Raw genomic sequence first — 13,755 nt, 5'->3', positions numbered from 1 at the left:
GCTCGACGGCGCCGAAGTAGTTCACCGCGACCAGTAGTCCGGCCGGGCGCCCGGTGGCCGGGCCGACCCCGGCAATCGGCGCGAACCCGTCGATAGGGCCATCGGCCAGGTCGGTGATCGCCGTGATTGCCGCCGCCCGCGGCGCGCCCCCCGCCCCCCCCCCCCCCCCCCGCCCACCGGGGGTCACTGTGCGCGGTGCCCCTCTGCCAGCAGCCGGCGCAGATCGCGGCGGCTGGTCTTGCCGACCCCGGTCTCCGGGAATTCCTCGATGGTCACCACGGCATCGGGCATCTTCCATGCGGCGATACCGCGTTCGCGGACGAAACTGCGGACCGTGGTCAGCGTCGGGGGAGTCGCCGGATCGGCGGGTTGGACGAAGGCGCAGATCCGTTGCCCGAGCACCGGATCCGGGGTGCCGACGATCACCGCGTCGCGGATGCCGGGGTGTTCGAGCAGATGGGCCTCGAGTTCCTCGGCCGAGACCTTTTCGCCGCCGCGGTTGACCCAGTCGCCCGCCCGGCCCTTCACGACGAGGTTGCCGTCCGGGCGCAGCGCGACGATATCGCCGGTGCTGTACCAGCCGTCGGCGTCGAAACTGCGGGCGTTGGCCTCGGGATTGTCGTAGTAGCCGCGAATCGTATAGGGGCCTTGGGTCTTCAGGTTTCCGTCGGCGCCCGGCGCGACTTCGGCACCCGAGTCGTCGACGATCTTGATCCGGTCCAGCTCCGACATGGGCCGGCCCTGGGTGGCGACGACGGCATCGATCGGATCGTCGAGCCGGGTGTAACACACCAGGCCCTCGGCCATCCCGAACACCTGTTGCAGGGTCACGCCCAGTGCGGGTCCGACCCTGCGGGCCAGTTCGTCGGGGCAGCGGGCGCCACCCACCTGAACGACCTGCAGGCTGGACAGATCCGGCAGGTCACCGCCCTTCTCGGCCCGCTCGACCCACAGTCGCGCCAGCGGCGGAACGAGCCCGGTGATGGTGACCCCGAAGCGTTCGATCGCCGCGAACGCGGTCGAGGGTGTCGGATCCGGTGTCATCGCGACCGTTCCGCCCGCATACAGCGCGCCGAGGATTCCGGGCGAGCTCATCGGGAAGTTGTGCGCCACGGGCAGGGTGGCGAGATAGACCGAGTCCGGGCCGAGTTCGGTGATCTCGGCGCTGCGCCGCACGCTGTAGAGGTAGTCGTCGTGGGTGCGGGGAATGAGTTTGGGGATTCCGGTACTACCGCCGGAGAGCTGCAGGAACGCGACGTCACCGGCGTCGAGCTCGGGCATCTCGCCCGGCTCGTCGCGGTAGCCGGCGAGATCGGTGGCACCCTCGGTGAACTCGGTGTCCGGATCGTCGGTGACCAGCAGGACGTGGCGCAGGGTGTCGACCCGGCGCCGGACGGTATCGGCCAGCGCCGCATGGTCGAACTGCTGGTGGGTGGCGCAGGTGATGATCGCGACCGCTTTGCTCGCGTTGCCGATGGGCACCAGTTCGGATTCGCGGTGCGCGGGCAGGCAGAACACCGGCAGCGCGCCGATTTCGAACAGTGCGAAGACGACTTCCACGAATTCCGCCCGGTTGGGCAGCTGGACGAGAACGCGGTCGTGGTGGCCGATGCCGAGCCGCAGCAGGCCGGTGGCCAGCGATCGGGCGCGGCGGTCCAGTTCGGCGTAGCTCCAGCGGTGGGTCGCGTCGACGACGGCGATCGCCTCGGGGGTCTGTGCGGCGCGGGTGCTCAGCAGTTGCGCGAACGTCTCACCGGTCCAGCACTTTTCATTGCGATACCGCGTGGCGAGTTCCGGTGGCCAGGGTGTGAAACCGGGCAGGACGGACGATGGCATGGCGCACCTCTTTCCGATCGGCGATCTTGTTCGATGTCACACCGGAATGCTAGCCTTACGGTGTAACTTCAGGTTAGGCTAACCTAATGGTCACGAAGCAATGGGGCGAAGGGGTCATCGTCACCGGAGCCGCCGGGGGCATCGGGGCGGCCGTCGCCACCGCACTCGCAGGCGCTACTCCGCTCATCGAACTGTGGGATACCGATCCTCGGGTACACGAGGTGGCCGCCCGGCTCACGCGGCAGTACGAGGGAATTGCCGCGCGGGGCACCGAAATCGATCTCACCGATGACGCGGCGGTCGCCGCCGCATTCGATCGCGTGGTCGCCGAGAACGGCGCACCGCGCACCGTTGTGCACACCGCCGGCGCGATGATCGGCGGCTCCGCCCTGGATACCGGCGCCGGCGATTGGCAGCGCTGCCTCGCGGTGAACACCAACGCCGCCGTGTACGTGGCACAGCGCGCCGCCCGCGAGATGGTCGCGGTACAACGCGGTTCCATCGTGGTGGTCTCCTCGAATTCCGCGACGACACCCCGGGTCGGCCTGGCCGCCTACGGCGCCGCCAAGGCCGCGACCACGGCGTTCACCCGGTCGCTGGCGCTGCAGGTCGCACCGCACGGGGTACGGGTGAACCTGGTCTCGCCGGGTTCCACCGATACTCCGCTGCTCCGCGGAATGTATGCCGATTCCGGCGAACACGGACTCGGCGATGCCGCGCGTACCAGCCTGCTCGACGGCGACCCGGAGAACTACCGGCTGGGAATCCCGTTGCGGCGGATCGCCGAACCGGCCGATATCGCCGCCGCCGTCCAGTTCCTGGTTTCCGACGCCGCGCGCCATATCACCATGCACGACCTGCGGGTCGACGGCGGCGCAACGCTGGATATGTGACACGAGAGGATGATCATCATCAACGCCGAGAACCCCGCTTTTTCCGCGGATCCCGCTTTTGTCCTGTCCCGGCCGCAACGTACCGTCACCGCATCGGCCGGGGGTCGTGTCTTCCACAGCGCCGCCGAGGCCGCTGCTCAGTTGCGGGCCCGGCGGGTGAGCCATATCGTCGGCGCGCTGCCGTTCACGCCCGGCGCCCCGGCCGCATTGTGGGCGCCGGAAACGATTGCGGTGACCGACGGTCCGCGACCCCCGCGCGCGGTGACCGCACCCGATATCGCGATCACCGACAACCTGCCCGAACCCGAGGAACACGTCCGCCGGGTGGGCGCCGCCGTCCGGCTGCTGGCCGATCCCGCGCATGCGCTGCGGAAAGTGGTGCTGGCCAGAAAACTTCGCGCCCGCGCCGATCGCGCGGTGCGTGCCGTCGACCTGCTCGACCTGCTGGTCTCCACCGACCCCGCCGGTAACGGCTACCTGGTCGACCTGTCCGCCGCGGGCGGCGTCTACACCGGCCGGCATCTGGTGGGTTCCAGCCCGGAGATCCTGGTGCGGCGGCTGGGTCCGGAGGTCACCAGTCATCCGCTGGCGGGTTCCGCGCGCCGGATACCGGAGGATCCGGTGGCCGATCGGATCGCGGCCGACTCCCTGCTCGGTTCCGCCAAGGACCGTCACGAGCACGGCTATGTGGTCGACCATGTGGCCGGTATCCTGCGCGACCGCTGCACCGACGTACGAACCCCCGCCGCCCCCGAACTCGCCGAGACCCCGGCCATGTGGCATCTGGGCACCACGATCGGCGCGACGGTGCCGGCCACCGGGCCGACCGCGCTGGAGCTGGCCGATGCCCTGCATCCCACCCCCGCGATCTGCGGAACACCGACCGCCGCGGCGGCCCGGTTGATCGCCGAGCTCGAGGGTGAACGCGGTTTCTACGCGGGCGCGGTGGGCTGGTGCGATGCCGACGGTAACGGCGAATGGATGGTGAGCATCCGCTGCGCGGAACTGGCCGCGGACAACCGCACCCTGCTGGCCTACGCGGGTGGCGGGATCGTTGCCGAATCCGATCCCGAGGACGAACTGGCCGAGACCACCGGAAAACTCCAGCGCGTCCTCGGACCGCTGGGGGTCGGCGGGAAGGCCGCGACCGTGTCCTGACCCGAAGCCGACGTACTGCTACTGCGCCCGGGCCCGTAGCCCACCGGAAGGTTGCGGGCCACAAGAAATGATGAGGAGTTCTGGCCATGCCCATGCAGCCGATCGCGCCCTATGCGATGCCGCCGTTGGACGAGGAGATCACCAACCAGGTGTCCTGGGGGATCGAACCCGACAGATGCGCCCTGCTGATCCACGATATGCAGAACTATTTCCTCACCGCGTATCAGCTCGACCGGGATCCGGCCCGGACGATGATCGACAATATTTCGCGATTACGCGATAAGTGCCATGAACTGGGCATTCCGGTGATCTACAGTATGCAGCCCGGCGATCAGCATCCCGACCGGCGCGGCTTGCTCGCGGATTTCTGGGGCACCGGAATGTCGGACGGTCCCGATACCGAGGTCATCGCGGAGCTGAAACCCGATGAGACCGATATCCAGGTCACCAAATGGCGCTATTCGGCGTTCCAGCGCACCGATCTGCGTCAGCTGCTGGGCTACCGCAATCGCGATCAGCTCATCGTCACCGGTGTGTACGCGCATATGGGCTGCATGCTCAGTGCCGCGGAGGCGTTCATGAACGATATCCGCGCGTTCATGGTGCACGACGGGGTCGCGGATTTCAGCCGGGACGAGCATGCGATCGCGTTGAAATACACCGCGCGGCGCTGCGGCATGGTGCTGAGCACCGACGGTGTGCTGGCGCAGCTCGAGGCCCCGGTACCGGCCGGCGCCTGAGCCGCCGGCCCGGCTCGTGGGCGAGTCCGAGCCGGGCCGTTTCTCATTCGGACAGCTCGCCCGACCTGCGCCAGGAGTCGCGTTCGGCCGCGAACGCCGTGGCCTGGCGTGCCCGGAACGCGTCGATGGAGTCGGCCTGGTCGGTCAGGAACCGGCGGTGCTCGGCCAGCCGGAACTCACCGTCGCGGGCGCGCAGTTCGCCACGGCCGGCCGCGACGTCCGCGCGTAGGTCCAGTAGTTCCTCCGCGCTCACCGGGTACCAGCGGATACGGTCGAAAAACCGTAGCAGCCAGGGTGTTTCACTGTCCGTATGCCGGCTCCACACCTGGGTGGTCCGGCCGACGAACTGATAGCCGCCCGGGCCCTCCATACCGTAGATGCACAGGTACGCGCCGCCGATCCCCACCGCGTTCTCCGGGGTCCACGTGCGGGCCGGGTTGTACTTGGTGGTGATCAGGCGGTGTCGCGGATCTGTCGGGGTGGCCAGCGGGGCGCCGAGGTAGACATCGCCGAGGCCGAGGACGAGATATTCGGCCGCGAACACGGTGTCGAACACCTCGGCTACGGTCTCCAGCCCGTTCATCCGGCGGATGAACTCGATATTCCAGGGACACCACGGGGCGTCGGAACGCACGCCGTGCATATACCGGGTGATGGCCTCCCGCGTGGCCGGATCGTCCCAGGACAGCGGTAGTTCCACCGTTCTGCTCGGCACCACCAGATCGTCGGCGGCCGGTAGTTCGGTTTCCACTTCGGCCAGCATGTCCAGCGCGGCCGCGGTGGACAGGGCCGTGGGGTCGAGACGGATCTGCAGCGATCGCACACCGGGCGTGAGTTCGCCGATACCCCGTTCGCCGCGCTGTCGCAGCCGTTCGTGCAGCGCGTGGACCCGGGCGCGCAGCGCGAGATCCAGGGTCATCGTGCCGTATTCGACGAGAACGCCGTCGTCACCGGCGCGGCGGTAGGTGACGGGTATGCCGTCGGTTGTTTCGGCGCACCGCAGCACACCGTCGTCGCCGTCGCCGCCGGCGGACAGCACAGCCGGCCAGGACGCCCGGCGTCCGGGACCGAGTGCGCGCGGGGAAGCGGTCCGGTCGGCCCGCACGGGGACGAAACGCACCGTATCGCCCGGGCACAACTGCCCGAGTTTCCAGCGATCGGCCGCGGTCACCGTGACCGGGCAGACGAAACCGCCGAGACTGGGCCCGTCCGGACCCAGCAGGATCGGGGTATCGCCGGTGAAATCCAGCGCGCCGACGCTGTAGGCGGTGTCGTGGATATTCGACGGATGCAGCCCGGCCTCGCCGCCGTCGGGCCGAGCCCAGCGGGGTTTGGGCCCGATCAGCCGGACACCGGTGCGGTCGGAGTTGAAATGCACTTCGTAGGCGGTGTCGTACAAGGTGTCGATATCGGCGCGGGTGAAGAATTCCGGTGCGCCATGGGGGCCCTCGGTGACGGCGAGCTGCCAGTTACGGGTGAGCGCCGGTTGTTCACCGTCCGGCACCGCGCCCGCCGGAGCGTCCGGGGCCGGGCCCAGCGGCAGGACATCTCCGGCCTTCAGGGCGCGACCGGCCACCCCGCCGAACCCGCCGAGGGTGAAAGTGGCCGCGCTGCCCAGGTATTCCGGCACCGCCACACCACCGGAAATCAGCACGTAACAGCGCATCCCGGGCCCCTGTGTCATCCCGATATCGAGCAACCCACCCGCCGGGACCGGCACCGGCCGCCACAGCGGCACCCGGCGACCCGCCACGGTCACCTCGGCCGGCGCCCCGGTCACACAGACCCACGCCGGCTCGGCGAACCGCAGTGCCGGCCCGGCCATCGTGCATTCGAGCCCGGGCGCGCCCTCGTCGTTGCCCAGCGCTCGATTGCCCAGCCGGAACGATAGATCGTCCATCGGACCCGACGGCGGTACGCCCACATGCCAGTAGCCGGTCCGGCCGGGCCAATCCTGCACGGTGGTTTGCATTCCCGGCCGTTCCACCACCACGTGTGGTGTCCGCACCGGTTCGGTGGCCGGTGCGAGCGCCGCCGCCGCGGTCATCGCGACACCACCATTCGCACCGGCGTCGGGTCGAAACCGTTGCACGGGTTGTTGATCTGCGGACAGTTGGACACCAGTACCAGGGTGTCGATCTCAGCACGCAGCGATACCGTCTTACCGGGCGCAGATAATCCGTCGACGATGCCGAGCGTGCCGTCGGATTCCACCGGCACATTCATGAACCAGTTGATATTCGACACCAGATCCCGTTTGCCCATACCCCATTTCGCGGCCTCGGCGAGGAAATTCTCCACGCAGGCGTGCTGATGCCGGGTGTGGTGGCCGTAGCGCAGCGTATTCGATTCCTGGGAACAGGCCCCGGCGATGGTGTCGTGATTGCCGACCTCGTCGGCGATCACGGTCATCAACGCGGTTCCCGTATCGGTGCGCAGCACACTGCCGGTGGTGAGGAAGATATTGCGCTGGGCGGTGATCGTGGCCTGTGCGCTGTAGCGGTCGCTGTGGTCGGCCGCGGAGTACAGCAGGCAGTCCACGGCCTGATTACCGTGCAGGTCGACGATATCCAGGCGGTCACCCGCCCGCACGATCGCCGACCACGGCGCGCATGCCGGGACGGTGTCGTCGAGGACAACGGTCGCGGTGGTGTTCATATCCACTCCTGTCGGGTCCGGGCGGCCGACCAGGCCTGTTCGGTGTTCTGTACGGCGCGCAGATATTCGGGGTCGGTGTTCACGGTGGTCGTGTCGAGGGGGTCGCCGGGCCACGCCACCACGTCGAGTTCGGTGACCGGGGTGTCGTCGAGCGGGTGCGGGGAATCGATCACGAGCACGGTCACCGGCAGGTGGATCAGCAGTTCGACATGGGCGCCCGGGCCCGCGGAACCGTGCGTGACGAGGCCGCCGTCTCCGCCGACCCGCACACCACGGAACAGCGAGAGCGTCGGGCCGATATCGCGCGGTCCGAGCCCGTATTTGGCCCCTGCGCGTTCCAGCAGCAGCCGCCCCGCGCGGGTGGTGCCGCACAACGCGTCGTGGTGGCCGGAGGTATCGGTGAGGACCGTCGCCAGCACCCTGCCCTGGTCCGACAGCAGGGGGTGGCAGGCGCCGAGATAGGCCTGCCACGGCACTTTTACGGTGTCGGCGATATTGAGTCGTTCCCAAGGAGCTTCCGCGCGCAGCAGGAACAGGTGCGCGCACGCCGAACCGTGCGGATCGGTCAGCCGCAGTCTGGTGCCGCGCCCGAGCACCGCGCCGGTGTGGCCGCCGGGTGGCAGCCGGACGGTCCAGGTGGTGTCGGCCGGGCGGATTCCGGCGGGCAGATCGGGGGTCGCCGGGGTGGCCGAGCCCTGTGCCCGGGCATGCGCGCGGGCGCCGGTGGTCGAGGCGGTGGTGGGTGTTGTCATCGTCTCTCCTTGCTCGTGGGAGCGGGCGTGGGCTGTCAGCCGGGCTGGTTGACGGGTTCCGGGGTGGGCAGTGGGGCCGGCGGTGTGATCGGCGCGTGGGAGGGAACGGCGGTGGTGCGGGCACGGAGTCGTCCGGCGGTGAGGGTCACCAGGAATGCGAGGAGGGACGCCAGGAATCCGAGGAAGGTCGGCCAGCCGTCGAAACCGGGGCCGATCAGCGAATTCTCCAAATACAGGACGGTATTGGGCACCCCGTACATCGTGGGGGTGAGAACGAACAGCACCAGGCGCACACCGAGCCCGGCGGCCATCGCCGCCACTGCCGCCGCGGTCGTGACCCGCCGAGTCAGGTGGGCGGCCACGAACGGGACGATCAGCCCGGCCAGCATCAGATCGAAGGCGAGGGTGAGCAGGATACCGGTCTGCGGCACCTGGACCGCGAAGAAGATCGCCACCGCCGCCACCGGAATCATGGTGATCCGGACATCGCGCAGCAGGGTGTCGCGGCCGGCGGTATCGGTGCGTTCGTTACGCCCGGCGATATTGCGGGTCGCCACGGCCGCCGTGCCGAGGATGGCGCCGTTGGCGGTGGAACACGAGGCGGCGACGATGGCCGAGAGCACCAGGATCGCCAGCCCGGCCGGTGCGTGTTCGTCCAGCAGGGCCAGCAGGCGCGGGCCGCCGTCCGCGTCGACGATATCGGTGGTGGCCAGCGCGACCAGCGCGTACGGAATACCCACCACGGCGGTACCGGCGGCACCCACGAAGCAGGCGCGGCGCGCGATCTCGGGGGAGCGCGCCGAGAAGATGCGCTGCATGAAATCGATGGCGACGATATCGCCGATACCGAGTGCGATGAGGGTGGCCCAGTTGATCGCCGCGCCCTCGGACGTATTGCTCAACTGCCCCAGATCGAACGGGCCCATTCCGTCGGGGATATCGATCCCGTAGGTGGAGCCGACCCAGATCAGCAGCGCCAGTGAGCCGAGCACCGTGATCACCATCTGGGCCAGCGCCGTATAGGCGTCGCTGAACATCCCGCCGGTGACGGTGTAGGTGAGCACGATGGCCACGATGAGCAGCACACCGGCGGTGTAAGGGATGCCCAGGAAGCGCTCGAACAGGTAACCGCCGGCCACCAGATTGCCGGCCAGCAGAATGCAGAAACTGAAGATCATCAGGATCGACGCGGCCAGTTCCACCCCGCGGCCGTACTTGATCTTGTAGAAATCGGGCAGCGTGAGCAGCTTCATCCGGTTCATCGGCTTCGCGAAGAAGATCCCGGTGAGCAGCAGGCACAGGCCGAGGCCCAAGGGGAGCGAGGCACCCGCCCAGAAGCCCACCGAACCGGCCAGATCGGTATTGCCAAGGGTGGCATTGGAATCCACCGCCTGACCCATCAGGCCGGCGGCCACCAGCGGTAGCCCCAGGGAGCGCCCGGCCACGAGGAAGTTGACGCTGTCGCCGTCCACCTTGCGGGAAACCAGCAGGCCGATGCCGATTACCGCGAGCACGCTGACCGCGATTCCGAGAATGATCATGGCCGGTGGCCCTTCATCCGACACGAATATCTATCGCTCGAAAGTTTTCCCGCGCGGCGAGACGTCGTGGTGACGGCGATGTATCCGTATCGGTTTGGCGCGTAACGTCTGCGTTGCCGATATTTCTGTCGAGTGACAGAAATCGGGCATCGCGCAAACCGCACCGGTGAGCGGGCGCCGGAATCCGGTGTCGCGCTGCGGCGGGGTCACGACCCGGCCGCAGCGATCGGGACAACTGCGGGCTGCCGAGGCCTGAACGGGCGGCCGGGTCGCCGGGCGCCGTCGCCTTGATCGCGGGTACTCCCGGGCCCGCGGTCTCGCGTCCGGATGTCGGCGGGTTGCGCCGGATTCCGCGTCGGGTGACAGCCGCCGGCGTGGTCACGTACCCGGGGGCGGCCCCGGTGTCCCGTACCGGCGCGTCGACAATGGATCCATGACCCAACTCGGTCCGGGCAGGCCGCGTCTCGCACCCCGCCGCCGCCAGGGGCATACTCCGCGCGCCGAAATCCTCGACGCTGCGGCTGAACTGTTCACCATCCACGGCTACGGCAACACCTCCACCCGGGCGATCGCCGAGGCGGTGGGTATCCGGCAGGCCTCCCTTTATCACCATTTCGCGGCCAAGGACGATATTCTCGACGCCCTCCTCGGCGAGACCATCGCGGCGGCGGCCGAACTCGCGGAACGACTCGGCGACAGCGCCGAGCCCGCGGCCGTCCGGCTGTATGCGCTGGCCCGCTTCGATATCGAGCAGTTGTGCGCCGCGCGCTGGAATATCGGGGCCCTGTACTTCCTGCCGGAGTTGCGTGGCGAGCGCTTCGCGCAGTTCCGCGCGCGCCGCGACCGCCTGCGCGAAAGTTACGAGGATCTGGCACTACGTGTCGTCGCCGAAACCGGAGCCGGGGGTGCCGCGGACGCGGCGGCTATACCGTTCCGGCTGGTGGAGACCGTGATCAATATCCGCTCCGACCAAGGTTCGGTGCCGGGTGGCGCACAGCGCGCGATCGCGGAGGCCGTGCTTCGGGTACTCGGGTGGACCGGCGACGTCGCCACGGTGGGTGCGGCGGCCGCCGCCCTGGTCGACACTGTGCGTGTGTGAAAGCACGGGCGCGGAGGAAGCGTCACGGCGGGGAGGGGCAGCCCTCGCGTCGGCGAACCGAGCCGCGCGCCGCGGAGGCCGGGGGCCGGGCAGGCTTCGGGGTGTGTGGTGGTCGATTGCCCGGGGTGGCCGATCGTCGGCTTACCGAGACGTTCGGCCCGGGTGCGGCTGACGCCCGGCGGGCGCGGTGTGGAGTGGCGGCCGGCTGCCGGGCCGAGGGCGGCGGCGGGCACCGTTGAGTGGGCCGGCGGGTGAGAACCTGGGTTGTGGCACGGCGCCGGTGGATGGCGACCGCTCCCGTTGTCGAGGCGGGCTATGGGAACCTCTCGGCGCAGCGAAACTAGAACGTGTTGTAATTCTGGTGTGGGTTGCCCACGAGAGGAGTCGATACCGTGTTGGCATTCTTCACCGGCGAGGGTGAGCACTACCTGCCCACCCGGATGGCCATATCCAGCTGGAGCCCGACCCAGGTCAGCGGGCCGGCCATCTGCGGGCTGCTCGCCCGGGAACTGGAAACGCGGGCGCCGGGCGCAGAGTTCGTCCCGGCCCGGCTCACCGTCGACCTGTTCAGCGCGGTATCCGATGAGCCCACGACGGTACGCAGCACGGTGGTCCGGGAGGGTAAACGTATCTGCGTGGCCGACGCCGAACTCATCCAGCGCGGCGAGGTACGCTCCCGCGCCACCGTGGTGTACCTGCGGACCGGTGAGGTCCCGGCCGGTGAGCTGTGGCAACCCGGCCGCGAGCTACCGGTGCCCGACGTCCCGGACGAATCCGAGGCCGGCGCACATCCGCTGTTGAAGAGCGGCGACCAGGAGTGGACGCGCGATTTCGGCGCCAACCAGAACGCCGACCGCAAGGCGATCTGGCAGAACATGCTGCCGGTGGTCGCCGGGGAGCCGGTGACCCCGTTCCAGCGGGTGGCGATGGCCGGGGACGCGGCGAGTTTCATGAGCAACTGGGGCAGCGCCGGGATCGGCTACATCAACTCCGATGTGACCCTCACGCTGGCCCGGCTGCCCATCGGGCCCGGGATCGGGGTGCTGGCGCAGGATCATGTGGCCGCGGCGGGAATATCGGTGGGGACGGTGAGCCTGTACGACCGGAGCGGGCCGCTGGGCACGGCGGTGGTCACCGCGGTATCCAATGTGCGGCGGCAGGTCGATATGACCCAGTTCTGACGCGGCTATCCGCGGGGCTCGCTATACGAGGGGCGGGGCCAGGGCCGGGATTCCTGTGCTTCGACGTCGGTGTTGAATCGCTCGAGGTAGGCGGCGAAGGTCTGCAGATCCTCTTCGCTCCAGCCGCGTAACACCCGGTCCAGGGCGTTGACGTTGTAGTCGCGGTCGGCACGGAGGCGGCGTTCGCCTTCGGCGGTGATCCGGAACTTACGGGCCACCCCGCCGGCCGGGTCGGGAATGCGTTCGGCGAGGCCGGCCTTCATGATGGCCGTCGTCTGCCGGTGCACGGTGGAGGTGTCGAGGCCGAATGCCTCGCTCAGTTCACCGATGGACATCGGCCCTTCGATCCACAGCCGGCTCAGTACCAGGTAGGCGCTGCGTTCCAGATGGTCGGGGCGGCGTAGATGCGCGTTGAGGCTGTGCCGCCCCAGCAGCATGATTTCGAATTCGATCAGGTGGGTCGGCTTGTCCATGGCGGTGTCCTGCTCGTGTGCTCATGCCGTGGTGGCCCGGCGGGCGCCCCGCCGATTGTCATACCACGCCGCCGGGGTTGGTTTGTATCCTACACACTCGTTGCATTATGCATACGCCTACCTGTCCACCAGGCCTTACGGTCACCCGGCCGTTGTCGCGCGCCGGCGGGCTCGCCGGTCCACGAAGAACCGGGCGGCGTCGGCGACGGCATCCAGCACCGGCTCCGGTTTCCAGCCCAGATCGCGTCCGGCCTTACCGTGGTCCATCCGCGACATCACATGCATCAGATTCACCGAGGTCACCGTGAGGCGGCTGTCGCGACCACGCATCCGCGCCGCCGTACCGGCGATCCCCGCGGCCGCATACAGGGCCGGCCGCGGAATGGCCAGGCGCGGCGGCTGCCGGCCCACCGCATGCGCGGCGGCGGTGAGCGGTTCCGCGCTGCTGAGGAAACGGTCGGAGACGATATAGCGCTCGCCGGTCCTTCCGTGCTCGCTCGCGAGCAGCAGGGCGCGGGCGGCATCGGCGACGCCCACCGACTCCGCACCGGTCCCGGCGAACCGGAACGGGAGTTTGCCGAGCGCGGCGGCGGCGACGAAGGAACCGTGCGGAGTGGGCTGCCAATCGCCCGGCCCGTAGGTGTTGGCCACGCACATCGCGACCGCCGGCAGGCCACGCTCGGCCGCATAGCGCAACACCAGATCCTCGGCTTCGACCCGGGACCGAGCATAGGGCCCGCCCAGATGGGCCCAGTTGAACGGCACGGTCTCGTCGACGATCGCGCCCGGGCGGCGGCCGATGGTGGCGGCCGAACTGGTGAACACGAAACGGCGCAGACCGGCGCCGCGGGCCGCGTCGAGAACATGGCGTAGCCCGGCGATATTGGTGCGGAACAGCGGTTCGGGATCGCGTAACCACGCCCGGGTATCCACCGCGCAGTGGTAGACCACATCGCAGCCGCGCATGGCGGTCCGGAGGGCATCGTCGTCGAACAGATCGCCGTAGTGGATATCGAGGGGGAGACCGGCGATCGGCCGGAGGTCGCTGGTGGGCCGGACCAGCACGCGGACCGGGGCGCCGGCCGAGGCCAATTGGCGGGTCACCTCCGACCCGAGGAACCCGCTCGCGCCGATGACCAGTTTCCCGGGATCCGCCATCCTGGCCGGCCTCCTCTGCCCTCGTGCGTATCCGAAGCTGTGTGCAGAGTCTCGCAGGGCCGGTGGTTCGCCGTACACGGAACCGAACAACGGAACGGGAACTCATTCGGACACTTGTCCGTACAGCGCGCGGTGGGTTCGCTCGCCGGGGGGGGGGGGGGGGCCCCCCCGCCGCCCCCCAAAGGGGGCCCGGGGGGGGGTTGGAGGGGGGCGGGGCCCCGGGGGGGGGGGGGTTTGACGGGGAAAGGGGAGGCGGGGGCGGGGGG

General features: G+C 69.2%; 12 protein-coding genes and 1 pseudogene. 5 read left to right on the top strand and 8 right to left on the bottom strand.

The window, feature by feature from the left end; translation table 11 throughout:
- Both QH196_RS02125 and QH196_RS02120 read right to left on the bottom strand, forming a co-directional pair.
- Nucleotides 1-187, bottom strand: a pseudogene (locus QH196_RS02125) (hypothetical protein); the annotation flags it as partial.
- Nucleotides 184-1,836, bottom strand: coding sequence for a (2,3-dihydroxybenzoyl)adenylate synthase (locus QH196_RS02120; protein WP_280414046.1), 1,653 nt, complete (start codon nt 1,834-1,836; stop codon nt 184-186). The pseudogene QH196_RS02125 and the gene QH196_RS02120, both read right to left, overlap by 4 nt.
- Nucleotides 1,837-1,922: 86 nt before the next feature.
- Here QH196_RS02120 and QH196_RS02115 point away from each other — a divergent pair, with 86 nt between their 5' ends.
- The 3 genes from QH196_RS02115 (at nt 1,923) to QH196_RS02105 (ending at nt 4,627) form a co-directional block, all read left to right on the top strand.
- On the top strand, nt 1,923-2,729 hold the full coding sequence (locus QH196_RS02115; RefSeq protein ID WP_280414045.1) for an SDR family oxidoreductase: 807 nt from the start codon (nt 1,923-1,925) through the stop codon (nt 2,727-2,729).
- A gap of 9 nt (nt 2,730-2,738) precedes the next feature.
- On the top strand, nt 2,739-3,887 hold the full coding sequence (locus tag QH196_RS02110; RefSeq protein WP_280414044.1) for an isochorismate synthase: 1,149 nt from the start codon (nt 2,739-2,741) through the stop codon (nt 3,885-3,887).
- 86 nt (nt 3,888-3,973) lie between these two features.
- Complete coding sequence (locus tag QH196_RS02105) at nt 3,974-4,627, top strand: isochorismatase family protein (RefSeq protein WP_280414043.1); 654 nt, start codon at nt 3,974-3,976, stop codon at nt 4,625-4,627.
- A gap of 43 nt (nt 4,628-4,670) precedes the next feature.
- On the opposite strand, the gene QH196_RS02100 is transcribed toward QH196_RS02105, so the two are convergent.
- From QH196_RS02100 to QH196_RS02085, 4 genes are read right to left on the bottom strand one after another with little or no spacing between them, the layout of a single operon-like run.
- Nucleotides 4,671-6,674, bottom strand: a complete 2,004-nt coding sequence (locus tag QH196_RS02100; RefSeq protein WP_432279419.1) for a 5-oxoprolinase/urea amidolyase family protein — start codon at nt 6,672-6,674, stop codon at nt 4,671-4,673.
- The gene (locus QH196_RS02095; RefSeq protein WP_280414042.1) at nt 6,671-7,285 is read right to left on the bottom strand and encodes an urea amidolyase associated protein UAAP2; all 615 of its coding nucleotides are present in this window, start codon (nt 7,283-7,285) and stop codon (nt 6,671-6,673) included. The genes QH196_RS02100 and QH196_RS02095 overlap by 4 nt, the downstream gene beginning before the upstream one ends.
- Nucleotides 7,282-8,037, bottom strand: a complete 756-nt coding sequence (locus QH196_RS02090; protein WP_280414041.1) for a DUF1989 domain-containing protein — start codon at nt 8,035-8,037, stop codon at nt 7,282-7,284. Before QH196_RS02090 ends, QH196_RS02095 begins: the two co-directional genes overlap by 4 nt.
- Before the next feature lie 35 nt (nt 8,038-8,072).
- Nucleotides 8,073-9,578, bottom strand: coding sequence for a sodium:solute symporter family protein (locus tag QH196_RS02085; RefSeq protein ID WP_280414040.1), 1,506 nt, complete (start codon nt 9,576-9,578; stop codon nt 8,073-8,075).
- 433 nt (nt 9,579-10,011) lie between these two features.
- On the opposite strand from QH196_RS02085, the gene QH196_RS02080 reads away from it, so the two are divergent.
- Both QH196_RS02080 and QH196_RS02075 read left to right on the top strand, forming a co-directional pair.
- Complete coding sequence (locus tag QH196_RS02080) at nt 10,012-10,677, top strand: TetR/AcrR family transcriptional regulator (protein ID WP_280414039.1); 666 nt, start codon at nt 10,012-10,014, stop codon at nt 10,675-10,677.
- A 392-nt stretch (nt 10,678-11,069) separates the two neighbouring features.
- Entirely contained in the window at nt 11,070-11,858 is a 789-nt protein-coding gene (locus QH196_RS02075; RefSeq protein ID WP_280414038.1) for an acyl-CoA thioesterase domain-containing protein, read from the top strand.
- 5 nt (nt 11,859-11,863) lie between these two features.
- Here the strand turns inward: QH196_RS02075 and QH196_RS02070 are convergent, their stop codons facing one another.
- Both QH196_RS02070 and QH196_RS02065 read right to left on the bottom strand, forming a co-directional pair.
- A complete protein-coding gene (locus QH196_RS02070; protein WP_280414037.1) occupies nt 11,864-12,331 on the bottom strand; it encodes a MarR family winged helix-turn-helix transcriptional regulator in 468 nt (155 codons plus the stop codon).
- A 141-nt stretch (nt 12,332-12,472) separates the two neighbouring features.
- A complete protein-coding gene (locus QH196_RS02065) occupies nt 12,473-13,489 on the bottom strand; it encodes an NAD-dependent epimerase/dehydratase family protein (protein WP_280414036.1) in 1,017 nt (338 codons plus the stop codon).
- Nucleotides 13,490-13,755 lie beyond the last annotated feature (266 nt).

The organism is Nocardia carnea, assembly GCF_029868325.1.
GTDB lineage: Bacteria > Actinomycetota > Actinomycetes > Mycobacteriales > Mycobacteriaceae > Nocardia > Nocardia carnea_C.
This window is presented reverse-complemented; position numbering and strand designations above follow the sequence as displayed.